The sequence below is a fragment of the Shewanella sp. 10N.286.52.B9 genome (assembly GCF_002873635.1).
In the GTDB taxonomy this organism is placed as follows: domain Bacteria; phylum Pseudomonadota; class Gammaproteobacteria; order Enterobacterales; family Shewanellaceae; genus Shewanella.
Window position 1 is genome coordinate 1 of the sequence record NZ_MCTY01000171.1, and the last position, 26,055, is coordinate 26,055.

Sequence of the window (26,055 nt, forward strand, 5' to 3'; positions counted from 1 at the left end):
TTATCAAATAACATAAAACACTAACTATTAAGCCAACTATTAAATAAATTATTATCTCTAGCTATAAAGATACTTAACGCTATTTAGCAGTAAAAATGTACCATTGTTATTATTTTATTAGTAAAGCTAATGGCGATAGTTCAATTAGCCTAATAATCACAACAATCACCCTGTAGTGACTGTTTCACTTTGTATCACCATAGGCGCCAAGTAAACTCAATTCACTCCATTTAATCTCTTATATAGCTGATATTTTTATCTAAAAAAAGTCAAACCATTGGTTTTTAAGCTTATTTATTTTATGATTTGATCGCTAGCCTTTATTGTTTTTCACAAAAACTATCAGTTGATTCATAAAATGCATTGGCCGCTAACGCAAATACACGTTAAATATTCATGTGACAAATTTGTTAAAAAATTTGCATTCACAAATAATAACGGAAGAAACGACAATGAAACTGAACAAAGTTCATATAATGACCCTAGCGGCCATTTATGCGGGTGCTGCCGGAGCGAGTGCTGATAGCGCCAATGCTGATGGTGCATACTCGGCCAATATTAAGCCTATAGTTATTACCGATGCAATTAAGCAATATAACGACAATAAAAATAAAGATCGTTTATCTGGAGAGGTAGTGACACAAACTCGAAATAGTAATGGACGTAATGTTCATCGTGCTATTTCAAGTGTTGATCAAAAAGTTCCCTTTGTTTATGAAGATGATGTTGAAGGTGAGCAAACTTATATTATTCAGTTATCTGACAAGCCAGTTTCATTATATCAAGGCGGTGTTGCTGGATTAAATGCTACGACTCCTCGAGCCAGTAAAATCCCGGCGGCATTAAGCCCACAGCTGCATGATAAAGTTGATATCAATAGTACCGATGTACAATCATATCGTAGTTACCTTAGTGAAAAACAAGCTAGCGTAAGCTCGCAAATTACCAGCTTGGTAGGTAACACTAAAACTATCGCTAACTATCAGCTTGCCTTTAACGGTATGTCGATGCGTATGACTCAAGATCAAGCAGCAAGCGTTGCCGGCTTATCTGGTGTTGTCAGTGTGACCCGTGAAATCATCTACCAATTACAAACTGATGTGGGTCCACAGCATATCGGCGCTGACAAGTTTTGGACCGGTGAAGTCACTGGCGAAGAATTTACCGGTAAAGGTATTGTTGTAGGCGTGCTCGATACCGGGATTAACACCGACCATGAATCGTTTGCAGCACAAGGCGATGATGGCTATGTACATCAATTACCGTCGCGTTATGCTGGCTATTTAGGCGACTGTGAGCTTGAAGAGTTTGCCGGCATGTGTAATGACAAGCTTATTGGTGTGCGCTCTTACCCTGTGATTACCGACACTTATAGCGATGAAAGTTTTCAACCTGATAAAGGCTGGTGGGAAATCGAAGGCCCATTAAGACCTGCTAATGGCGAAGATTACAACGGCCATGGTTCACATACTGCTTCAACCGCTGCCGGTAATATCATATTAGATAGTACCTATATGGTGCCTGATGTTGGCGTAACCAGTGACGGCAAGCCAACGGACTTAATGTTACCGCGTATTTCAGGTGTCGCGCCGCACGCTAACGTCATTATGTACCAAGTGTGTCACCCAGGTGACGGCAGCTTTAATAATTATACCGGCTGCCCTGGTTCTGCATTACTTGCGGGTATTGAAGATGCAGTCGCCGATGGCGTAGATGTGATTAACTACTCAATTGGTACTGCTTATGGCGCATTCCCATGGGAAGACCCAATGGAGATGGCCTTTTTAGCAGCACGAGAAGCCGGTATTTCGGTATCAGCCTCAGCGGGTAACTCTTTTGACCCTTCTGAAGCAAATGTACGCCGCGGCGCAATTGATCACTTATCCCCTTGGGTGACCTCTGTTGCAGCAACCACTCATACACGTGAGTTTAGTGTTGAAGGTAAAATGCTTACTGGCGCGACAGGTGGTGAACAAGAATTACCAGAACTTGTTGGCGGCGGGATTACCGAAGGTTATACAGGCCCTGTGGTTGAAGCAACAGCCTACGGCTGGGAATATGAAAAATGTAATGAAGCCTTCCCAGCAGGCTTTTTTGATAACTCTCCTGAAGGCATTCCATATGACACTGCGCCAATTGTAGTTTGTAAGCGTGGTGATATCGCTCGTGTACAAAAAGCCATTAACGTAGCCGAAGGCGGTGCAGGTGGTTTTATTTTACGTAACGCCAGCTCTACAGAGTCGGTTAATAACGACCCTTATGTGATCCCCGGTATTCACTTGCCTTATAGTGGTTATTATGGTGATGCTTCAACTAACTGGTTTGGTTTATCAAGCTGGTTATCTAAAGGCAGTGATCATCAGTTAACCATCACGGCTTCAAATGTGGTGACGACTGAACGTGTGCCTAATGCGTTAGCTGACTTCTCATCTCGTGGACATAACTTTGATAACCCTGAAGTCATGTCACCAAACCTTGCCGCTCCTGGTGTTGATATTTATGCGGCATGGGCTGATGAAATGCCGTTTTCTGGTGTAGGTGTACCTGGTGACTACAACACCATTAGTGGTACTTCAATGGCAGCGCCCCATGTTGCAGGTGCAATGGCATTATTAAAGCAAGCACAACCAAGTTGGACACCAGCACAAATTCAGTCAGCATTAATGATGACTGCGAATTTAGCTGAAGTGACTCGCACGGTTGAAACTTACCCCTTTGTTGATTTAGAGCCAGCAGGCTTTAGTGATGCAGGTAGTGGCGTGATTAACGTTGCTCGCGCATTTAAAGCGGGTTTAATCATGGATGAAACCGGTGATAACTACCGCGCGGCTAACCCTAAAAATGGCGGCACAGTTAACACCCTAAACGTGCCATATTTTTACAATGAAAGCTGCAGTGGCACTTGTACCATGATGCGTACATTTACCGCGACAGCTGATGGCAGTTGGACTGTGGATGCTGAGTCGCTGGCAATGGATGGCGCAGATATGCTGTCGCTTGAAGTGTCGCCTAAGACATTTAGCCTTAGCAAAGGCGAAACTCAAGCCATCATGCTCACAGCAACAGTGTTAGAAGTTCAAGCACCGGGTGCAGATTCATCATCTCTACGCTTACTAGGTGATGTGACTATTACCCCTGCAAGCACGGATATGCCAATGCAACATTTACCGGTTAGCATTCGCTACAGTGGTACCAGTATGCCTGAAAATGTGGTCGGTAATATCCACCGCCAACAAGGGCATATTTTAACCCCTGAAATCACCACTGAAGAAATTCAAACCTTTAATAGCCGCGTTAATGGCTTAGTTAAAGCGGAACTTTTTGATGTGCAAATGCAGCGCAGTGATGTGCGCGACTTAGACAATACCGCGCAATCACGTATTGATGATGGTCAAGTGGTTAACTTCTTTGACGTACCAGAAGGCACTAAGCGTATCGTGTGGGAAGTGGTTAAAGCTGACTATAATGCTTATGCATCAATCGATATTGGTATGGATGTCAATAACGACGGTGAGATCCAGTGGAATGAAGAAGCCATTTGTTACTCTCGTATTGATAACAACGATTACTGCGCCATCAATAATCCAACTCCAGGAACTTACTGGGCTTATGGCTCTAACTATAAGTATGATTATGAAGATGCAGCTAACCTTGCTGATAATATGACCTTCGCTTTAGCTATCATCGGTGATCAAGATGACGCTAATCTGACTGCCGTTGGCCCAGATTCATCAAATGGCATGGACCCTTACCGCGTACAGTTAAACTATGATTTAGCTGATGCTGTAGAGGGCGATGTTTATTATGGTTATGTGGGAATTGGTAGCGACAGCTATAACGATGATAACTTAGGTTATATCCCAGTACAGCTTATTCATGACGGTAGCGACACCGAAATTGAAGCAAGCCATACTAGTGCCAAGGCCGGTGATATTGTTGAGTTTGAAGTCAGCCTAGCGCCTAACTTGTTAGGTGGTGAGCGTCAGTTAACCTTAAGTACTGAACTCGCTTCAGGCTTCCAGTTAATTGAAGACAGCGTTCAGGTTTCTGGCTTACCACAATACACTGAAGACATGACAATTGATGGTAATACCATTGCCTTTAATACTGTGCAACCTTCGTCATTAGATACCCCACGTCACTATGTGTTTACCACGAGTCTAGAGGATGCGACGTGTCGTATTCCTGCGCAAATGCAGGGCGCGAGTGACACCTTTGTGGATGTACCAAGTGAGTTTGGTTTCTCTGATTTAGGCATTACTGGCTACTCTAACCAATATTTGAGTATTCCAATGTCAGCGAATGATTTACCTCACGTACCTTTATACGGTGCAGAGCAAGACATGCTGCATGACTTACTTGAAATCTCACCATTTGGTTATGTGAAATTTGACGAAATGCCAGATTTCTATAATTACCATTATGAGTTTAATGATGTGTTCCAAAGCTTCCCTGACACTATGGTTGCCCCATTGTGGCGTGGTGATGTGATGATGCCAGAAGTGGCATTCCGTGAAGATATCGGCGCAGTCACTAACCTAGTATATGGTGCTGTGGTTGATGATTATTATGTGTTCCAGTGGAAAGGTGGTGCAGAAATTAATAACCGCTTTACCGGTAACCGTAACCCAGATGCATCAGCTTACTTTGATGTTGAAACCATTATCTCAACTAAGTTAGATTTTGCCCCTGGTGCCCATGAAATCATGTTTGGTTATCAAGCGCTGCAAACGGCTAACGATCATTTTGGTTCAATTGGTCTACATGGTTATTACGGTGAGCGTGGCACCTACCAGCCTGTCGGTGGTTGGTACAATGACGGTTTTGCCTACAATAACGTTGATGAAAAAGTGGCTGAAGGCATGCTAGTTTGTGCTGATTATCAAGGCCCTGAAAGCTCAGCATTAACGGTTAGCTTCTCTGCCCGTGTATCAGCTGCAGCTGTTGGAATGGATAATGCAGTAACGGTTAGCAGTCAATACGCTGATTCAGAGTTAGTGACGGTATCCCATACGGTTTCATCAGCAAGTAATATTCAAGTTGCAGGTTTTACAGACCAAGTAATTGAAGAGAATAGCTCTCTTACAATGAATGTTGTCTATGCTGACCTTAAAGGCACAGTCAATGGCATTATGGTGGCAGGTGATAACATCACTGCTAAAGTTGAAGGTGATAGCATCACGATTACCCCTGATGCTGACTGGTTTGGTGAAACCATGGTATCTGTAACTGTGCATGATATGGCTTACCCGTCTGATCAAGCAACCACCAGCTTTAAGCTAACGGTTAACTCTGATGGCGTAGAGCCTGTAGCGCCAGCACCTGAAGTTCCTGTTGTTGAAGAGAAAAAATCAAGCGGTGGTAGCTTAGGCTTCTTAGCATTAGGTGTACTAGGTTTATTCGCTGGTCGTCGCCGTAAGCTTCACTAAATATTAAGCTTCACGATTATATAGGCATGTTAAGCAAACAATACCTATGAGAAAGGCCCTCTGATGAGGGCCTTCTTTTTAGTTTGATTTTATTAAACCATGAAAATAACTACACTTAAACTCAGCTTTTAACCTTTAAGAACCGCGTTAATTTATAACGCTTATTCACTAAGTTCTCTCCCACCCAATACAAACCTGACAGTGATAAAAACAAGCCGATTAAGCCAAAAAACCAACTGAAAGGATTATTGAAACTGCCTTGATGTAAGTAATCCATAAAATGTAATTTGAACATCAAATCTGCCAGTTCAGTGTCGCTATTTTTGTGGCCAATTAACTGGCCATTAATGGCATTGATGTATATTCGTGTCTCAAGATCATCATCCATGTTGATTTGCCATAAGGGATTGCATTCTTTAGGCCACTCGCTAATCGGCGGCTTAAGTTTATTAGCACTGATAACGCTGCCAGGCCCCCTATAACTGTCGATGGCCAGCGTGGTTGCTAACGATAGGTCAATATGAATCACTTCACCGCTATAGGCATTCACTAAGGTTTGCTGCTGACACTCATGTTTATAACGCATTGCGGTTTCAGTCAGTAAATACACGGGATTGCTGTCCAATGATATGAGTGCTAATTGCTGTTGATTCGGATGGTTTGTCAGTACTTGCTTTGCCGTTATTAGTTCTGCAGCATTGAAATTATAGTCTTCATGGGCAGCATGATGACTATATGCCATGCCTTTTAGCGCCTCGTGTGGGGTGATATTAAAGTAAATACCAGTCCCTAGCCAAATCAAAAATTGTAGGCTAACTAACGCGCCTACCCAGTAATGCCAGACTCGGATCAAATGCTGTAACCGCTTGGCTTTCTTGCCTGGTATTTTACTTGTTCTCACGCTCGATTTAGCACTCATTTCACATACCTCTTTCGGCGTTGCCACACTAACATCAGGCCAGAAAAAACAGCGATAAATGCGCTTATTGAAGTATAAAAGAGTAACTGATTATCAATGGCTTCACCGTCGTTATAATCCATGATGTGCCACTTCCAAAACAAGTCAAACAAGCGCCAGTATTCATGTCGGCGGGTTACCACATCGCCACTTTTAGCGGATATATAGAGGGTTGTCATGCCAATATCATCAAACTCAGCTCGCCACACAGGTAGATGCCTTGCAGATAACTCAGCTGGTGCATTGTGTTCGATAAGGCTAATGGAGCTTAATTGGGTCGCTGAAACCGATGGTAAATATAAAGCTGCGATTTGACGTGCCTGTTGCTCATTAAAGCGTTCAAGTACCTGACCCGTTTGCGCATCGATGAGCAGCTTATCATCTGTTAAATTGACTTGATAAACCGCTTTACTAAGCACGCTTTTAAGGGATATTTGCTGGGCTTTAGGGTAATTTTGATAGACGTTACCTACCGAGTATTGCACTTGAGAAGGGTCAATAACTTCTACTTTGCTAACCACATGATCACTGCGAATAAAGCCAATATCCATCAACACAAAGTAGCTACCGGTCACGCTCCATATGATGATGGGAATCGCCAGCACCAGCATTAGCCACCGATGGAGAAAGTGGGCTGAGAATATTTTTCTATATGATTTATGGATAATCAAAATTTGTCGTTACCCTTGTTATTATTTTAATTTATGGTGCGAATACAGTTAATTTTCACTAAATAATAAGCGTCTAAATTACCTGAAACACCTTAATTTTCATAGAAATTTAATTGTGATAGTTTCTTATCAAGGCTTCGCTCGATACTTTATTTTGTGTAAAGTATGCTTGCATATACCGAAAAAAATACTGCTTACCATACGAATAATTACACTGCTCGCTACACTAATAAATACAGTGCTAACCCACAAAAGGATTTACATGAAACTGCCTTTAAAACTCAACTCGGCTATCTTATTAATCATTTCTGCACCGATTGCTTTTGCAACCTATGCGCCCTTGCCTGAGTCAGTTTCAAATAATGCCATCGCCAAAGTCACTACAGATAATGCCCAGTATTTACTGAGTTTTACCGGGCTTGCTGAAGCAAAAGATTATCTCGCGGTGCATAATAAAGCGTGGGCGCTTGATTTATCGAGTCCCAATAACCAATGGCAGCCCATTAAAGATGTTCCTTTTGTCGCGCCTTTGGCTGGCAGATTAGCCTCAATCGCTGTGGGTGTTGATGATCAAGCTTATGTTTTTGGTGGCTACACTGTGGCTAAAAATCATGAGGAAATTAGCACTGTCGATAATTACCGTTTCGACATCAGCGCTAATGAGTACCAACGTATTGCCGACATGCCCGTCGCTGTTGATGACACGGCTGCCAGTGTTTACCAACAACGCTATGTATATTTATTTGGTGGTTGGCACAACGACGGCAATGTTAATTTAGTGCAAGTGTATGACACTCAAACCGATACTTGGTCTCAGGCAAGTCCGATACCTGCCCCGGCGGTGTTTGGTCAAGCGGTGGCCATGGTTAACAATAAAATTGTCTTGTGCGATGGTGTGAAAGTTCAGGCTAATATAGGTAAACGTCGCAGCTATGCATCATCACCCGTGTGTTTATATGGTGAACTGAACCCAGAGAATCATTTAAGAATTAGTTGGCAATTACTGCCACATTATTCTGTTGCTAAGACGGCAAAAAGTGACATGAACAAGCCTGCTATTGCGCATTATAGAATGGCGGCAACAGGTGTAGGCTCTAATAAAAATAGCAATAAAGACAGTGATAGAGACAATAACAAAGCAGGCTACGCCATCTTTATTGGTGGCAGTGACAACCCATACAATTATAGTGGTATCGGTTATAACGGCGCTCCCAGTACCCCACAGCAATATCAATATAGCTTCGACTTTGCTAGCAACAGCTGGCTTACCCCAATAAGGCTTGCAACACCCTCAATGGATCATCGCGGCCTCATTTGTCATCAAGATAAGCTGCTAAGAATTGGCGGCATGGTGAGCGAGCAAAAAGTCAGTAATCTTGTGTTGAGCTCACCGCTAAAAACTGATCAAGGTTGCACTCAATAGCAGTACTCATAAAGAGACATATTGCGCCATAAAACGTGATCCAGATAACACTTTTATGGTGCTTGTATTGAGCAACTTAAAGATGCATATAATATGCATGTAAATTATATGCATCTTTGGAATATTCATGACCACAGCTTCAAGCTTTGAGCAATTACAGGCACTGCCCCTCGCATCACTCATTGATTATATTGAAGTGACTCATCATCAATATGTACGTGAAACGGCGCCTTTACTGGTGGAATACACCCAAAGAATGGTGCAAGCACATGCTAGCGACCATGCAGAAATTCAGCCTTTAGCTAACCTTGTACAGGCCTTGGTTTCAGACTTAATGCCACATCTTATGAAGGAAGAACAAATTTTGTTTCCTGCCATGAGACGTTTAGGTGATGGCTTGGAAGTGAACGGGTGCTTTGGTCATATCGGTAACCCAATCAATGCCATGGAACACGAGCATGACCATGCTGGCACCATCTTGCAACAATTACGAGAATTAACCCAAAACTATCAAGCTCCTGAAGGCGCTTGTAGTACTTGGCAGAAGTGTTACAAGACACTTGCTGAGTTTGATGCAGACTTACAGACCCATATTAATATTGAAAATAACCTATTATTTCCAGCGGCATTAGCACTGTAAATAGAGCCAGATTTGTTTTATCCCAGTTTCATCATTGTTTTCGCTCCAATTTAACATTCATCATGTTTAATGGTTCTTGCTCCCCAGCAGAACCATTTTTTTTTGGCTATTTTTCGCCAAAAGCAGCCAAAAAATGCCCGTTAAGGCACTTATAATTTGAAAAACACAGTTCAAAGTAAGGGAGTTAAAATAAACTCTTTTACAAATAGATATTGCTAAAAATATTAGCCAAACAAGCTTGTAAGATCATCTAATTGATGGATTTCAATATGGGGTAAAATATATTTAGCTTGCCTGTTGTCACTCGCTTGATGATTTAACCACACACTTTGACAACCCGCTTTTCTGGCACCTAACACATCACTGATTGTATGATCGCCAATATGCAGTAACTCACTAGGCTTGATGGCTAAATGGCGGCAACTGAGATCAAATAAGTCACTGTAGGGCTTCATCCTAACCCCGTGTCCAGGATGCAGCACAAATTGCAATACGTCATCAAGACCAATGCGCGTTGCATCCACATTACCATTAGTAATACCCACTAACGGAAAGTGCTTTCCTAAGTTGGCAAGGCAACTCAATACCTCCTCCGTTACCTTAAAATCGCTACGATGAAAGCTAAAACATTGCATCCCTTTTTGGGCACCTTGGCTAGCTTGTGCTTCACTATAACCCCATTGCAGTAAGCCTTGGCGTAACACTTCATAACGGGCGGCGGTGGTGTCATGGGCCAACTCTTGGTGCTCTGCAATCACCTGAGATTTCAACAAGCGCCACTGGGAGATCCCCCAATTTAACGGCGCTTTAAAGTTATCTTGCATAAAATGTGATAATTCAGCTTCCGCTTTAATAATGTGCGACACGTTGTCGTACAAGGTGTCATCCAAATCAAAACTAATGGCTTTAAACGGTTTCAGTCTTAGGTATTGTTTCATTATTTCCCCTTGGCTTTTTTCGCTCTAGGGTGAGCGCCATCATACACTTTCGCTAAGTGCTGAAAATCAAGGCTGGTGTAGATTTGGGTCGTTGACAGATTGGCATGACCCAGCAATTCTTGCACCGCTCTTAAATCAGCACTTGATTCAAGCATATGCGTTGCAAAGGAATGGCGCAATTTATGCGGGTGAACTTTTGCAGATAATGCTTGCTGCTGACCCCATTTATTCATCCGCAGTTGAATACTACGGTGTGATAAACGTTTTCCCTGTTGGCTGATAAATAGCGCATCACCCGCGTCAGCTGATGGCATTTCAGCCCGCGAATCAAGCCAAGTTTGTAATGCGCTAAGAGCGATTTTACCCACAGGCACAATCCGCTGTTTACTGCCTTTACCCATGACTTTGACTTCCTGTTGCTGAAAATCAATATCGTGAATATTTAAACTCGCAAGCTCTGCTAAACGTAAGCCGCTGGAATAAAACAGCTCCATAATGGCTTTATCTCGTTTACTTAAGGGGTCGCTAGCATCAATATCCAATAAATGCGTAACCGCATCTAGGTCCATATTTTTTGGTAAAGGCTTAGCTTGCTTGGGGGCATTGAGGTTTTTAGCTGGATTGGCATCAATCACTTGCTCACGCACTAAAAATTCAAAAAATTGCTTAAGGGAAGATAAACACAGTGATAAAGAACGCGGGCTTAAGCCTTGACGGTGAAGTTTGGCGAGAACGGCTTGTAATTGCTCACGGCTTACCGCTAACCATGAATCATCATTCTCGGTTAACTCATTGTGAGTAAATATTATTTTGCTGGCACGATTAATTTCATACAAATAGTTGCGCACACTATAGGGGGATAATTGTCGCTCTGAAATAAGGTAGCGTTCAAATGAGGCTAACCAACTTAGCTGACTCATAACACTACCTCCAAGCAGATCATGATAAAGCTAAAACAGTAATGTTAAAGCTTAAAAAAGTTGTGACATTTAAAATTTCGGCAGCATATGGTCGAGTAAATCGCGTATTTGTTCAAAAAACAAATTATCCATATCCGGATGAAAATGCGCCGCATCAGCTGATGCAACCCCAAAAATCACCTGACCATTTTCATCTGACAGCTTGGTCAATGCTACTGAGCCGACTTCGCCACCAAATAAACGCTTAGACTCTGATTGGGTTAAGCGGCCAAAATAATAACCTTGCTGAATACGCTGACGCCAAATCTTAGCCAATTCGCTGTCAATATCATGCACGGTTATCAGCCTTACATGGGTAAAGCCGAACTCTTGCTTAAGGCTTTGTGACACCAACTGTCTTAATTGGCCTAAATCTTCACACTTTAGAATGTCTAAGGATAACTGCCGATTAAAGCGAAAAATTTTCTCGTTCTCGGTGGCTATCTTCATTAATGAGGTAATTTCTTCTTCAAGCTGGGTAACTCGGGTGCGCAGCATTTCTTGCCTGCGCTCGACCAATGACACTGCGCCGCGTTCGTGATGAGATAAACGCATCGCCAGCAATAATTCAGGGTAACGATTAAAGAACTCTGGATTTTGCAGCAAATACTCGCGGATCAGGTGCTCATCGATGGCTAAATCCTCCATCGATAATGTCGGCATGCTTAAGTCAGCGCCCAAATCAGCTGCTGCTTTGGCATTTTGGGCGAGCATTTTTTTGGTATTAATTACATCGGTCATAACTGGATTTGTCCATCAAATACATGTTCAGCAGGTCCAGTCATCCATAACGGCTTGCCCTCACCTTCCCAGTTAATGTTTAAACTACCACCGGGTAAGTCAACTTTAACTTGGTTATCTAACTTATTTTGCAAAATCCCAATGGCCACTGCAGCACAAGCGCCGGTACCACAAGCCAATGTTTCACCTGCGCCGCGCTCATAGACTCTAAGCTTAATATGGCCACGATTAACCACTTGCATAAAGCCAACGTTAACCCCTTTAGGGAAACGCTCATGACGGGTCAGCATAGCGCCAATTTCTTCCACCTCTGCAGTGGCAACATCATCCACATCTAATACACAATGGGGGTTGCCCATAGAAATGGCACCACAAAGAAACGTTTGCTTGGGACTTGTTAATAAATAGGTTTTTTCGCTGCGTTTGGCCCGAAATGGGATTTTACTGGGCTCTGTGATAGGCACGCCCATATTCACGGTAACGCTGCCATCACGCTCTAAGCGCAGGGTCATTTTACCTGAGCTGGTGCTAACGCGGATTTTGTATTTATTGACTAACCCTTTGTTACGCACAAAACGCGCAAAGCAGCGGGCGCCATTGCCACACTGCTCAACTTCACTACCATCTGCATTAAATATGCGGTAATGAAAATCTAAATCTGGGTCGTAAGGCGGCTCGACTAATAGCAGCTGATCAAAACCGATCCCGAAGTTACGATCGGCTAATCGGCGAATTTGATCTGGCGAAAAAAACACATTCTGTGTTACGCCATCAACCACCATAAAATCATTACCTAGACCATGCATCTTGGTGAATTGGATCAAAAGTGTCTTCCTTTATCGAACTATTATGAACGTATTGATAAACTATTACGGCAGTATATGTTCACCTTGCCACAATTGTTCAATCTTTTCACGCTCACGGATCACTTGATTTTGATCTTTATCGACCATGACCTCTGCCACACGTGGACGAGAGTTATAGTTAGATGCCATCACAAAGCCATATGCCCCACTTGAACGTACAGCTAAAAAGTCACCTGCTGCCACATTTAACTGACGGTCTTTACCTAAAAAGTCACCGGTTTCACAGACTGGGCCGACCACATCATAAGCAAAGGTTTGCGCCGCAGTTTGGTTAACAGGGATAATGTTTTGCCAAGCTGAATACAACGACGGACGAATGAGATCGTTCATGGCGCCATCCACAATAGCAAAGCGCTTATCGCTGTTTTCTTTTAATGACAACACTTGAGTGACAAAAATGCCGGCGTTAGCTGCAATGGCGCGCCCGGGTTCAAATATCAATTTTAGTGGTCGATCGCCCAAGCGCTCAAGTAAGGCGGCGGCGTACACATCAGGATGCGGCGGAGTTTCACCATCATAAGTCACCCCTAAGCCACCACCGACATCGAAATGCTTAATTTCAATGCCCTGCACTGCTAAGCGGTCAATTAGCGCTAGCATTCGGTCCATGGCATCTAAAAACGGGCGCATTTCAGTTAACTGTGAGCCAATATGACAATCAACCCCTTTAACATCTAGATTAGGCAAACTATGGGCGCGAGCGAACACTTGCTCAGCTTCATCCATGGCGATACCAAATTTGTTTTCTTTAAGCCCGGTAGAAATATACGGGTGAGTGCCGGCATCCACATCTGGGTTAACTCGCAATGATATTGGGGCCACTTTACCTAAACGGCCAGCTACCTCATTAAGTTGCTCAAGCTCAGCGCTTGATTCAACATTAAAGCAATAAATACCAATATTCAGTGCTTGTTCCATTTCCGCCGTTGTTTTACCAACCCCAGAAAAAACCACTTTTTTAGGGTCGCCGCCAGCGGTAATAACCCGGGCTAATTCACCGCCAGAAACAATATCAAAGCCACTGCCTAAACGTGCTAATACGTTCAGCACCGCAAGGTTAGAGTTAGCTTTAACGGCATAACAAATTAAATGAGGGTGCGTTGCCACGGCATTATCAAAGGCATGCCAATGGCGCTCTAAGGTTGCGCGCGAATAAATATATAGCGGCGTACCATGCTCACGAGCCAATTGCTCTACTGAGCAGCCTTCAGCAAATAAGCTGTCTTGTTGATAAATAAAATGATCCACTATGCGATTCCTTGTTTATTATTCTGTAATACTTTTATGCGATAAAGGCGGCTTTAACCTAGCTTTTGAGGCAATTGTTGAGACTGAGTCTGAGGTTTAACTTGGTTTTCCTCAAGGGTAGACTCTGGCGGTTTTCGCTGTTCCTGATTGGTTTCTGCGTCAGGAGTTTTATATAAAGGGCCTTTTTGTCCGCAGCCTATAATGGATAGGCTAGCAAGCATTACGAATAAAAACAGTCTCATTTTTCTCAACATTCTATGCATCTGGGGAGTTATAGCCTTATAATCGCATTCATAACCTAGAAAGCACAAGGATTGAAATGCATGGCTATGACAGATACAGAGTTTCATCAATTGGCAGATGAGATGTTCAGCAAGATAGAAAATGCCATTGAAGCTGCTATTGACGAGCAAGATGCCGATGTAGACATCAATGCCAGTGGTAATGTTTTACAGCTTGAGTTTGAAGATGGTTCGCAAATCGTCATCAATAAACAAGAGCCGTTACATGAGCTCTGGATTGCGACTCGCTTTGGTGGTTATCACTTTGCGTTAGTTGATGGAAAGTGGTTTGATGAGCGTAATGACAATATATTCATGCCGTTTGTGATTGAGTCGATTAAAAAGCAAAGCGGTATTTCGCTGGCGATTTAATCCCTCAGGTGTACTAGCTCAAATTGTCGATATCTAAAGTGATAATGTCAGCAAAACTGAATTGGGTTTAGAAGTCTGAACTCAATTCATTTATCATCACCCCAAATGGCACCACGTTTAACTCACCGTTTATTCTTTCTAATTTAAAAAATTGCGGCATATTAAAATAATGCTGTGATGATACCCCCTGCTCAAACGCAAAGCTGTGGCTTTCTTTTTCCACCAACTCCTGCATCGACATATTTTCATATAATTGATGTTTAAGCTCGTTTGCTTCATCAATAATAAACACATCTAAAACATCAGGTCGCTGGCGTAAAAAGTATTGCTTTGCCCCTTTGGAAATATACAACTTAATCACATTGGGGATACCGCCGTAGGGATCAGCTTTGATGATGGCAGCTGGCGCATTCAGCTGCGGCTTTTTAAAACGCTGCACTTTTATCGGCCCAGCTTTAACCGCGTCATCACCCAAGAGGTTATACACCAAACCCATGGGATTAAAATATAAACCATAACGATGGCCGCCAAGCTGTAACGGATGCATTAACCCTGAGAAAGTGCGCGCCTCATAACAGTATTTGACGCATTGAGAAAAAATCCCCTGCAGCGCATCATGTAATTGTTTTTTCAGCCGCTGGGCACAGGCGACAATATTAATTTCTACTTGCTCAGGTTTACATTTTAAGCCTATAGCAACAAAAGACAGCGCCTCTAATAATCCCAATGGACCTTTAAAACGATGACACTGCCACTCGCCCCAACTATTGAGACAAATGATATCAATGGTAGACAACATATTTTGCTGTTTTTTGCCTAAGGAAAAAACATTGGAGTTCATGTAATCAATCATGATCTCTTGCCCTTGCCACTTGATGGTTGGGTCTTTATCAAGATTGGCCACAACAATAATTTTTTTATAAAAAAATGGCTGACACAATTCAGCTTTGGAGACTTTGCTTGTCGCCGTCATCAACGGATTAAGGCTTAATGCCAATTGAGTCAAGCGGGCTTTACGGTGTTTACTGCGGCCATACTCTTGCCACTGAGTGTCCGCAGTAGAAATATCATTCATCACCGCCCACGCAATCAATGCTGTGGGTGTGTCGGCTTTAATAATGGCTGACTCACCCAATAGCTGCCCAGAATTATGCGGCTGGCGATATAAATAAAATCGTGACTCTTTAAGGCTATGGATAATGGTTAAATTTGGCTCGATTATTGAGCCGCTCCACAGCTTGTTTAAAGGTAATAATTGATGCTCATCGTCACTGAAATAAGTATGAAGTTTACGGGCAAGGATCCCTAATTCTTCCACTCTAAAGCGATCGCTTAATGCTTGTTTTGAGGCAAAGTCCAATAAGGTGCGATAACTGATTAGTAGCAATTCATTAAGCTGCTTGTTAAACCATTTAAGTTGCCCTGAATGCCAGTGCTGGCTGTTATCCAGTGTTTCTAACAAACTATGGGGCCAACCCCAGTCCTCAACCAATTGCTGCATTTTATCTCTGCGCCAATCTCTGGCCACGCAGCGATTTGTTAAGTTAACACCGCACTTAAGATAAAAACAACGGCGGACAATTTCGAGGCGGCGCGTGTCCCGTCGCCCGAGTAGATATGCTTCAATACGCTGATATAAAATTAAATAGGCATCATTGGATTCAGTAAAATCCCCTTGCAGGCACTGTTGCCAAATCTGCTGGGTAATAAAATTTGCTTGCGGGTACTCTGCGGCATAGGTTTCCAGCAGCAATACCTTAAGCAAGGCTTTATGGGGTTTATTGAGCCCCTTATAGAGTTGCCATAATGAGGCGCCAAAATATTCAGTTGCCGGCATGGATTGCACATCGCCTAAAAACAACACTTCGTTATCAGCGTCAGCACCCGGCCACCACCCCGCCGCTTTACCAGACAAACGAATATGGGAGCGATAAAATTCTTCTAATAATAACCAATGCTGGGTGCTGCCACTGTGCTCTTCGCCAAGGGAGCTGTAACAATTATCAAATGCGCTGCATTCTCTAAACTGTAATGGGTGTACCAGATAAAAATTCACTTCAAAATCAAAACTTGCAAACCACTGAGTCAATTGGTCTGTTTTTTCAGTAACTAATGCTAAATCAGCATGACTTAAGCTTGATTTGTAAACCAACCACACATCAACATCACTTTTAGGGTTTTGGCCAAAACTTGCGGTGCTGCCCATGGAATACACTCCTTCGAACGCACTGGGCTGGGCTGCTTGCAGATCTAAACTGGGTAAATGCAGACTGTGACGCGCCTGTTCCATAGCAGGTGTCATGTCAAATTGGCTGATCCCAAAAGGCGTTAAAGCGGAGTTACTGCCGGGCAGTTGCACATTATGATGATGGATCAAATAAGGAATGATATCGAAAAGCTGTTGCTGAATTGGCGACAATAAGGATTTAACCCGTTCATATCGAACAAGATTGAGTTGATTAGCTATCTCGATGGAGCGATAAACCTTTTGAATCAAAGTATCATCCTGTTACTAGCACTAAGTTACTAATTATCAACATACTGCAGCGCAGTTAAAAACCATGTTGATTAGCGTTAAATAAATTAGTAGAAACGTGATCATGTTAGCACTTTTATTTAAATACACCAGCAAATGAGATCTGCATCACAAAAAAACTACGTGCATAGTTCAAACAATCGCTATCGATTTGTTACATCTGCTTTCTGGCAATGTTAGCATTATTGCAATTAAGTCTATTGATGGAACTCTTTGGCATGTCTCAAAATGTTATTCGTATCGCTACACGTAAAAGCCCACTTGCAATGTGGCAAGCAGAATTCGTAAAAGCAGAACTTGAACGTATTCATTCAGATTTAACCGTAGAGCTATTACCAATGAGCACAAAAGGAGACGTTATTTTAGATACGCCTCTGGCTAAAGTTGGCGGTAAAGGTCTTTTTGTTAAAGAACTTGAAGTTGCCATGCTTGAAAATCGCGCTGATATCGCGGTGCATTCAATGAAAGATGTACCGGTAGACTTCCCTGAAGGTCTAGGTTTACAAGTGATTTGTGAGCGTGAAGATCCACGTGATGCATTCGTATCAAACACTTACAAAACCATTGAAGAATTACCACAAGGCGCTGTTGTGGGTACTTCAAGTCTTCGTCGTCAATGTCAAATCCGTGCGGCTCGCCCAGATCTCGTCATTAAAGACTTACGTGGCAATGTCGGTACTCGCTTAGCTAAATTAGATAGCGGCGATTACGATGCGATTATCCTTGCTGCTGCAGGTCTTATCCGCCTAAAACTTGATGAGCGTATTGCCAGCTTTATTTCAGCTGAAGACTCACTACCTGCAAATGGCCAAGGCGCTGTCGGCATTGAGTGCCGCATGAATGACGAACGCGTTAAAGCATTGCTTGCGCCACTTGAGCATTTAGAAACTCGTTACCGTGTTTTTGCCGAAAGAGCGATGAATATGCGCTTAGAAGGTGGCTGTCAGGTACCAATCGGTGCTTATGCTGAAATTGATGGCGATAGCTTACATCTTCGTGGCCTAGTGGGTAACCCTGATGGCAGCCAAATCATTGAAGGTAATGTGACTGGTTTAAAAACTGATGCGGTTGCATTAGGTGAGCAACTGGCTGAAGATTTACTTAGCCGCGGTGCTAAAACCATTCTAGACGCTGTTTACAACCAGTAATCGAGATGAAAGTCTTACTGTCGCGCCCTGAGGGGCGCAATCAAGCTATGGCAGATAAGCTTAAAGCGAAAGGAGTCGACTTCATGGTCACTCCTTTATTAGCTGTGGTACCTACTCACAACCGGATTAACCCCAACACCCTCACCCAAGCTGACAGCTTAATTTTTATTAGCACTAATGCGGTAAAGTTTGCAGCCATTAGCCTTAATGATAAATTTCCAGATTGTCGCTATTACGCCGTTGGCCAAGCCACCGCTGATGCCCTGTCGCAATATAACATCACTCCTGAAATTGCCCCTGAAGACAGCCAGGACAGTGAAGGCTTATTATCACTGACATCATTAAGCGATATTAAAAATCAACACATTGTTATCGTAAGAGGTATTGGCGGCCGCGAAACTATCGCTGAGCAACTGACTCTCAGACAGGCCAATGTTTGCTACTGGGAAGTCTACCAACGCAGTCTGCCAAAGCTAGATTCAGCCTTGGTTTGCAGTCAGTGGCAGCAATTCGGCATTGATACCATAATCGTCACCAGTGGCGATGTGCTAGAGAATCTAATTAAACTTGTTCCAAAAGAGTTATTTGCATGGTTGCAATCATGTCATATCATAGTCCCCAGTAATCGAGTGGAGCAAAGAGCAAAAATAGTCGGGTTAACTCACGTCACCAATGCAAGTGGCGCGAATACTCAAGCTGTTTTAGCTGCATTATCTGTTTAATCATTAGCGAGTCATTTGTATTTGCGATAATGTTTAATCCTGCCAAACTGTAACTTTGCCTTATCGTGTTTTTGCTCGCATTAATGATTTGGTCGCACTGTGGATGATCAAACTAGGTACTCAAGGACAGCTCATGGAACACAACAAACAAGATCCTAATCAACAAGCTCATTCAGACAATGATGTGATTGAATCAACTCCTGTTATCGAAGCAGATAAAGTGAGCGAACCTGAGTCAGAAAATCCCTCATCAACCACACAAAAGCAAGCCACAAACTCTGAGGCTAGCCCAGAAAAAAAACACCGTAGTAAAAGTTCATGGTGGGTGCGTTTCAGTATTCTTATTTGCCTGATCATTGCCATTGGCGGAATAGGCCTAAGCTATCTGCTATGGATGGAACTGCAAGAGCAAAAACAGCAGCTGCAAACTCAAAACCAACAAACCAGCGTAATAGGTAGTCAAGTCACGCAAGCGCTGGTAGAACCCAATAAACGCATTGCAGTATTAGAAGCCCAGCAACAGCAAAATTCACAGGCTTATCAGCAACAAGCGCAGTTAGCTAAATCACAACAGCAATTACAGCAACGGGTCGCTACACTAGCTCAGCGTAATCCAAATAACTGGATGGCATCTGAAGCTGAATACTTAGTCCGTATGGCAGCTAGAAAACTGGCTCTTGAAAACGACCCTAAAACAGCAGCAAGTTTATTAACATCTGCTGATGAGCGTATTGAAGCAATGAAAGATCCCACCTTATTGCCGATACGCCGCGCACTTGCCAATGATCTCGCCCGAACTAATTCCATCAAAACCACTGATGTGGCAGGCACCATTTACGCTATTGATGGCATACTTAATCAGTTAGATACCTTGCCATTGAATCGCGCTAAAGCCCAAGCAGCAGAAGACTTGGCGGAGCAAAATGCCATCTCAGATTCAGTAGATGACTGGCAAAGTAATTTAGCCAAGACTTGGCATTCAGTAACGGATGGTTTTATCACTATTCGTAAGCGCACTACAGATCTTGAGCCGCTACTAGCCCCAGATCAGCAATGGTATCTGGTTGAAAATATCCGCAATAAATTACTCCAAGCTCAGTTAGCCCTGTATCAACATGATCAAGTTAATTATCGCCAATCGGTTGGCTTTGCGCGAACGTGGATCCAGCAATACTTTGATTTAGACGAAGATAAAACCCAAGAAGCGCTGCGGGCTTTAGATGCACTAATGACGGTCACCATTGAAGAAATAAACCAGCAAAAATTTGAGTCTACCCGATTACTTCAGCAGCACATTACTTACGGTGAGTTGGTTCCAGCAGAGGAACCACAGTCATGATTAAAACTCTTGCATATGTGATTATCATTTTAATCGGTTTTTGTATCAGCCCATTTATCATCGGCAACACAGGCTATATTTATATTGCGGCGGGCGATTATCAAATAGAAACCAGTTTAGTCTTTGGTTTACTGGGGTTAATTTTATTTTATGCAGCGCTACAGATAGTTGAATGGCTGATTATTTTCCTACTGAATATCATTATTCATAGCCGCTATTTACCTGATCGCTGGCGCAAACAAGCCGCTAAAAAACATACCTTACAAGGGGCCTTAGCACTGGCAGAAGAAGACTGGCCTAGTGCTGAAAAAGCCATGTCTAAAGGCGCAGCAAAAGGCGAACTGCCGGCTTTGAATTTATTTGCCGCCGCCCGCGCTGCTCATCATCAACACAATAGCCAAGCCCGTGATCAATATTTAGCTCAAGCGGCAGAAGATCCGCTAGCACAAACCGCAGCCAGAACCTCAAAAACTCGCTACCTTATCCAACAGGGTCAATTAGCTGAGGCGAGAATAGAGCTACAATTACTCAATCCAACCAGTAAAAGTAAAACCCCAGTGCTAAAATTAGCCTTGGATTTATATCAGTTACAGGGTGACTGGCAAGCATTAAAGTTACTTTTACCTGCTATTAAAAAACGTCAAATCGTTACTGATGAGATATTTAATAATATAGAGCAACAAACTAATATTGCCCTATTGACTGCTGCAACTGAATCTAACGAACAAGATCTTGAGAAGTGTTGGCACTGGCTTAGTAAAACAGAGCGCAGTCAACCGACTCTCATCGCCATTTATGCTCGCGGCTTATGCCAGTATGAACGTAAAAAAGATGCCTTAAAGCTGCTTTCTAAGAGTTTGAAAGTCGAACCCAGTAACAGCATTTTATCGGCCTTGCCCCACATACTAGATGCTGACGATGATGAAATAAGAAAACTACTGCAACGTTACCAGCAAACCCATGAGCATGATGCTGGATATCAAGTGTGTTTAGCCAAGTTAGCCATGCAAAAACGTGATACTAAAGTCGCAAAAGAGCACTGGACAAAAGTATGTGACGTATCACCATTACGACAGCATTGGTTGGCATTAGCACAAGTGCAAGAGCAACTCGGTGAAAATACCGCTGCACTACAAAGTTATCGAAAAGCGGCTAATGCTAGCGAGTAAAACTTGTGCAAATGTTAAGCAATAATTTCATAATGAATTAATCGCTTTCTATAATCAGTTAGACACTAAAGCCTGCCATTTGGCAGGTTTTTTTATCGCTTTTTTCTACGTGAAACAAGCTAATCTAGCAACAAATATCTCATGAATAGCCTACCAACATCACCTAATGCTAATGTATTAAAAATTTAACATTTGCCTGTAATCACTTAGTTGTACTGATTTACAAGACTTTTCTATTTCCCTCTTAAATTCATTAGTTTATTACGAAGAACTAGATGGTCAAAAAATTGACCTATAGTAAGGCTACTGCTAAAATTGTTAACTTGCGGTTAATTTAACTTTCAAACTTATAACAGCAAATACCTCGATATGCATAGTTATGCTAACACTATGAATATCAGGTTAAATGCGGGTTATTGGAGCTAAGGTCATGAGTTCTGTTGTAACGACAAAAAATGGTGTTTTAAATTCAACTAATGGAGAGATTACTCTCACGTTGAACAATGAAACAAAAAACATTCTTCCAGGAGATACTATTCCTGCAGGGGCAGAACTCCAAGTAGCCGATGGCATTGCGTTTGTGGTGACCTTTGACGATGGCACTATTCTCAATGGTGACAACATAGCTGAAAACTTATCGGCCGAAACTATCATAGATATGACCACAGATGAGCTCACTGAGATTGAAGCCCTACAGGCATTAATTGAATCCGGTGAAGATCCAACCGCTGAACTACCTGAAACCGCAGCAGGTGAGACAGCAACAAATCAAGGTGGTAGTGATTTCGCTTCATTAGCTCGTGAAGGCTCGGAAACTATTGCTACAGCAGGCTTTGATACCTCTTTTGATGCACCAGATATTTTAACCGCGAGTCTTTCATTAGGTGATGATGGCGTTGATGCGCTAAATAACAACTTTAATGTAGCTCAGTTTACCGATAATTTTGTCAATGGCGTATCCTTTACCACCTCTTCTGGATTATCAGGTTTTACCGGTGATTTGGGTTCACCGGGATCATTTGCTTACCTTCCTGGCGACACTATTACTTTCATGGTCGGTGGCGTCACTATTGCTACTTTTAGCGCCGATGTTATTCAAGGGGATATTTTATTCCTGCAAGATATTGCTGGCACTTTGCTGTCTGATACCAACATGGATTATGTTGAGAACATGGCTATTTTCCTTCAAGCCTTGGATAACGATTTATCCGACGGCATTGATGACGGTATTTTAAATACCAATAGCCTGATCAATAATGATGACAGCTACAGCACTAATATCAATATTTTATTATCTGTTCACGAGGCATTAGCCAATTATATTGATCCCACCACAGGCCAACCTTTAAATATTGCCACTGCAGGTAAAGAGATGATATCTCAAGTACTTGCTGAGTTAGGCATTATTTTTACCCGCGATACCGAAAGACAAGAAGATGGTCAGAATGTCTTCGAAACCATTGCAATGGAGCATGTTGCAGATACCATTGATGACATTGCAGGCGATAGAACCCCTGATGAACATGACGAACGTACCGTAGATATCCTTGACGTACCCGGTGGGTTAATTACCTACAACTATAATGAATTAGATGGTCAAATTACTTTCTCAGCCAACGATTTACTAGAAGGTGCTGTAGGCCAACAGGTTATCGACCAAAACTTATTGGTTAGCAATGTTAGACTTAGCGCAGCTTTTGAGGACATTGGGACTTTACAAGATTTAGGTGATGGCAATTTTGTCATTATCTTAAATGAAGGTATTACCCAATACGATCTTGAAGGCCTAAGTATTGATTACCGTGTAGAAGATTGGACCGTCTTCAGAGACGTCACTTCAGCGACCCAAGATCAATATAAATCACATCTATCTGCTAATATTCCAGATGTTTTTGAAGATGTTGGTTTTAATCAATTCACTTTAAATAGTGAACTCACATTTGAAACCGATCAAGAACTGTTCATCACTTTCACCAGTGAATTACTCAGTGAGCAACTCGGTTACCCAATTGCCGAATATGCTGATGATTATTTAGTTCCTCTTGAATACTCGAATGATGGTGGCCTAACGTGGCAGACCATGACTGTAGGAGGGATTGATTCAAGTGCTGATCTTGCTAGACCTATATTTAGCTTCAACCTTGAAGCAGGTAACAATAGCATCCTAATTCGCGTGCCTATTTTTGATGATGCCATTATTGAACCAACTGAATATTTCAATGCCATTGTTACTGGTGAAAATGTTTATGATGAAGAACTAGAATTTGCCATTTTTGATAACGACGGTAACGGTTCAGACTTACCTGTTGTCGATATTGACTACGCCGTTGTTGTAGAAGGAATGGAGTTTGCATTATTCACGCTGACGTTAAGTGAACCAAGCACAGAAACCATTACCCTTGATTATAGCTCAGAAGAGCTAACCGCTTTATTCGGTGAAGATTTCACTAATGTAAGTGGCACTGTGACTTTCCTCCCTGGTGAAACTACAGCTTATATTAGCGTCCCTATTACAGATGATTTAATCGTAGAAGGTAGCCCTGAATTTGCGCTAATAAACTTATCTAATCCAACCAATGCTGTACTAGGTGATACTCAGGCTACGTTACGTATTTATGATAATGATCTTCCTGATAATACAACCATTACTTTAGATATTGATCCCGTCACTGGCGATAACATACTGACGCCAGATGAAGCGACTGGCACGATTACAATTACAGGTACCGTGACCGCTGATGCTTCTATCACTACCGGTATCATTATGTTGACCATTAATGGTCAAGAATACCAAGCGATTATGCAATCTGATGGTACATTCTCAGTAGATGTCGATGCGACTGACTTATTAAACGATCCCGACACTGTAATTGATGGCATTGTATATGGATACGGCGCTGATGGTGCTAAGGGCACAGCAACTTCTACAGAAGACTACTATATTCCTACTGTGGCAGAAAATGACAGCATTATTGTTGCAGAAGACACTATCGCTGCAGGTAATGTTCTAGATAATGATACCGATACCGATGACGTTCTCACTGTAGTTAGCTTTGAAATTAATGGCGAAACATACTCAACTGGTACGTCAGTAACATTAGATGATGGCGTGTTAGTTATAGATGCTGATGGCAGTTATTCGTTTACCCCAAATGAAAACTGGAACGGTAACGTACCGGTGATCACCTACACCACCAACACGGGATCAACAGCGACCTTAACCATTGAAGTCACCCCGGTTGATGATGCATCGGTATTAGTGAACGACACCAACACGGTCGCCGAAGACACACCCGCCACCGGTAACGTACTGGATAATGATGCTGATGTGGATAACACCTTAACCGTGGCCACCTTCACTGTGGCAGGCGATGCCACCATTCATGATTCGGGCGATACCGTGTCTGTCGAAGACGGCAGCTTAATCCTAAATGAAAACGGCACCTATACCTTTACCCCAAATGAAAACTGGAACGGTAACGTACCGGTGATCACTTACACCACCAACACGGGCTCAACAGCGACCTTAACCATTGAAGTCACCCCGGTTGATGATACATCGGTATTAGTGAACGACAGCAACACGGTCGCCGAAGACACACCCGCCACTGGTAACGTACTGGATAATGACGCTGATGTGGATAACACCTTAACCGTGGCCACCTTCACTGTGGCAGGCGATGCCACCATTCATGATGCAGGCGATACCGTGTCTGTCGAAGGCGGCAGCTTAGTCCTAAATGAAAACGGCACCTATACCTTTACTCCAAATGAAAACTGGAACGGTAACGTACCGGTGATCACTTACACCACCAATACGGGCGATACAGCGACATTAACCCTTGAAGTGACGCCTGTTGATGATAATACGGTACTTGAAAATGACAGCAATACTGTTGCTGAAGATACCGTCGCTGAAGGTAATGTTCTCGATAACGACGGCGATATCGATAACGACTTAACCGTGGTGAGTTTTGAAGTTGATGGTGTCACTTATACTGCTGGTACAGAAGTTACCGTTGAAGGCGGAACCCTCGTCATCAATGAAGATGGAGCTTACACCTTCACCCCTGAAGCTAACTGGAATGGCCAAGTTCCAGTTATTACTTACACCACCAATACTGGTGATACGGCAACATTAACCCTCGAAGTCACCCCTGTTGATGATGCTGCGGTACTTGAAAATGACAGCAATACTGTTGCTGAAGATACCGTCGCTGAAGGTAATGTTCTCGATAACGACGGCGATATCGATAACGGCTTAACCGTGGTGAGTTTTGACGTTGATGGTATCACTTATACTGCTGGTACAGAAGTTACTGTCGATGGTGGCACCCTAATCATTAATGAAGATGGTGCTTACACCTTCACCCCAGAAGATAATTGGAATGGCCAAGTTCCGGTTATTACTTACACCACCAATACGGGCGATACAGCGACATTAACCCTTGAAGTGACGCCTGTTGATGATACTGCGGTACTTGAAAATGACAGCAATACTGTTGCTGAAGATACCGTCGCTGAAGGTAATGTTCTCGATAACGACGGCGATATCGATAACGGCTTAACCGTGGTGAGTTTTGACGTTGATGGTGTCACTTATACTGCTGGTACA

At 42.8% G+C, this 26,055-nt stretch carries 17 protein-coding genes and 1 pseudogene; 9 read left to right on the forward strand and 9 right to left on the reverse strand.

Going from position 1 to position 26,055, the window contains the following annotated elements:
* Window positions 1–452: 452 nt before the first annotated feature.
* Entirely contained in the window at window positions 453–5,429 is a 4,977-nt protein-coding gene (locus BCU91_RS20690) for a S8 family serine peptidase (protein WP_102531498.1), read from the forward strand.
* 121 nt (window positions 5,430–5,550) lie between these two features.
* Here BCU91_RS20690 and BCU91_RS11305 read toward each other — a convergent pair whose 3' ends face one another.
* Both BCU91_RS11305 and BCU91_RS11310 read right to left on the reverse strand, forming a co-directional pair.
* Window positions 5,551–6,348 carry a PepSY domain-containing protein gene (locus BCU91_RS11305; protein WP_102531499.1) on the reverse strand — a complete coding sequence of 266 codons (798 nt, stop codon included), beginning with the start codon at window positions 6,346–6,348 and terminating at the stop codon, window positions 5,551–5,553.
* Complete coding sequence (locus BCU91_RS11310; protein ID WP_102531500.1) at window positions 6,345–6,998, reverse strand: peptidase; 654 nt, start codon at window positions 6,996–6,998, stop codon at window positions 6,345–6,347. The genes BCU91_RS11305 and BCU91_RS11310 overlap by 4 nt, the downstream gene beginning before the upstream one ends.
* A 322-nt stretch (window positions 6,999–7,320) precedes the next feature.
* Here BCU91_RS11310 and BCU91_RS11315 point away from each other — a divergent pair, with 322 nt between their 5' ends.
* Together BCU91_RS11315 and BCU91_RS11320 are read left to right on the forward strand one after the other, a co-directional pair.
* A complete protein-coding gene (locus BCU91_RS11315) occupies window positions 7,321–8,481 on the forward strand; it encodes a kelch repeat-containing protein (protein WP_102531501.1) in 1,161 nt (386 codons plus the stop codon).
* Between the two features lie 148 nt (window positions 8,482–8,629).
* Window positions 8,630–9,121, forward strand: a pseudogene (locus BCU91_RS11320) (hemerythrin domain-containing protein); the annotation flags it as partial.
* A gap of 224 nt (window positions 9,122–9,345) precedes the next feature.
* On the opposite strand, the gene BCU91_RS11325 reads toward BCU91_RS11320, so the two are convergent.
* From BCU91_RS11325 to BCU91_RS20590, 6 genes are all read right to left on the reverse strand, one after another.
* Window positions 9,346–10,059 carry an HAD-IA family hydrolase gene (locus tag BCU91_RS11325; protein WP_102531502.1) on the reverse strand — a complete coding sequence of 238 codons (714 nt, stop codon included), beginning with the start codon at window positions 10,057–10,059 and terminating at the stop codon, window positions 9,346–9,348.
* Window positions 10,059–10,979: a tyrosine recombinase XerC gene (xerC, locus tag BCU91_RS11330; RefSeq protein ID WP_102476047.1), complete on the reverse strand. Its 921-nt coding sequence runs from the start codon at window positions 10,977–10,979 to the stop codon at window positions 10,059–10,061. The genes BCU91_RS11325 and xerC overlap by 1 nt, the downstream gene beginning before the upstream one ends.
* Window positions 10,980–11,048: 69 nt before the next feature.
* The gene (locus tag BCU91_RS11335; RefSeq protein WP_102440240.1) at window positions 11,049–11,681 is read right to left on the reverse strand and encodes a DUF484 family protein; all 633 of its coding nucleotides are present in this window, start codon (window positions 11,679–11,681) and stop codon (window positions 11,049–11,051) included.
* A 74-nt stretch (window positions 11,682–11,755) separates the two neighbouring features.
* A complete protein-coding gene (gene dapF / locus BCU91_RS11340; protein ID WP_102440233.1) occupies window positions 11,756–12,583 on the reverse strand; it encodes a diaminopimelate epimerase in 828 nt (275 codons plus the stop codon).
* A 45-nt stretch (window positions 12,584–12,628) separates the two neighbouring features.
* Entirely contained in the window at window positions 12,629–13,873 is a 1,245-nt protein-coding gene (lysA, locus tag BCU91_RS11345) for a diaminopimelate decarboxylase (RefSeq protein ID WP_102476048.1), read from the reverse strand.
* A gap of 53 nt (window positions 13,874–13,926) precedes the next feature.
* The gene (locus tag BCU91_RS20590) at window positions 13,927–14,115 is read right to left on the reverse strand and encodes a lipoprotein (protein ID WP_241901024.1); all 189 of its coding nucleotides are present in this window, start codon (window positions 14,113–14,115) and stop codon (window positions 13,927–13,929) included.
* Window positions 14,116–14,196: 81 nt separating this feature from the next.
* Here BCU91_RS20590 and cyaY point away from each other — a divergent pair, with 81 nt between their 5' ends.
* The gene (gene cyaY / locus BCU91_RS11355; RefSeq protein ID WP_076539407.1) at window positions 14,197–14,526 is read left to right on the forward strand and encodes an iron donor protein CyaY; all 330 of its coding nucleotides are present in this window, start codon (window positions 14,197–14,199) and stop codon (window positions 14,524–14,526) included.
* A gap of 67 nt (window positions 14,527–14,593) precedes the next feature.
* Here cyaY and BCU91_RS11360 read toward each other — a convergent pair whose 3' ends face one another.
* Window positions 14,594–17,023, reverse strand: coding sequence for a class I adenylate cyclase (locus BCU91_RS11360; protein WP_241904074.1), 2,430 nt, complete (start codon window positions 17,021–17,023; stop codon window positions 14,594–14,596).
* Window positions 17,024–17,280: 257 nt separating this feature from the next.
* Here BCU91_RS11360 and hemC point away from each other — a divergent pair, with 257 nt between their 5' ends.
* The 5 genes from hemC to BCU91_RS20405 form a co-directional block, all read left to right on the forward strand.
* Window positions 17,281–18,210, forward strand: coding sequence for a hydroxymethylbilane synthase (hemC, locus tag BCU91_RS11365; RefSeq protein ID WP_102440236.1), 930 nt, complete (start codon window positions 17,281–17,283; stop codon window positions 18,208–18,210).
* A 5-nt stretch (window positions 18,211–18,215) separates the two neighbouring features.
* Window positions 18,216–18,932: a uroporphyrinogen-III synthase gene (locus tag BCU91_RS11370; RefSeq protein WP_102440237.1), complete on the forward strand. Its 717-nt coding sequence runs from the start codon at window positions 18,216–18,218 to the stop codon at window positions 18,930–18,932.
* A 133-nt stretch (window positions 18,933–19,065) separates the two neighbouring features.
* Window positions 19,066–20,271 carry a uroporphyrinogen-III C-methyltransferase gene (locus tag BCU91_RS11375; protein WP_157936286.1) on the forward strand — a complete coding sequence of 402 codons (1,206 nt, stop codon included), beginning with the start codon at window positions 19,066–19,068 and terminating at the stop codon, window positions 20,269–20,271.
* A complete protein-coding gene (locus tag BCU91_RS11380) occupies window positions 20,268–21,440 on the forward strand; it encodes a heme biosynthesis HemY N-terminal domain-containing protein (protein WP_102440239.1) in 1,173 nt (390 codons plus the stop codon). The genes BCU91_RS11375 and BCU91_RS11380 overlap by 4 nt, the downstream gene beginning before the upstream one ends.
* Before the next feature lie 430 nt (window positions 21,441–21,870).
* Window positions 21,871–26,055, forward strand: a 4,185-nt coding sequence (locus BCU91_RS20405; RefSeq protein WP_198590461.1) for a retention module-containing protein, incomplete at its 3' end; no start/stop codon positions are given.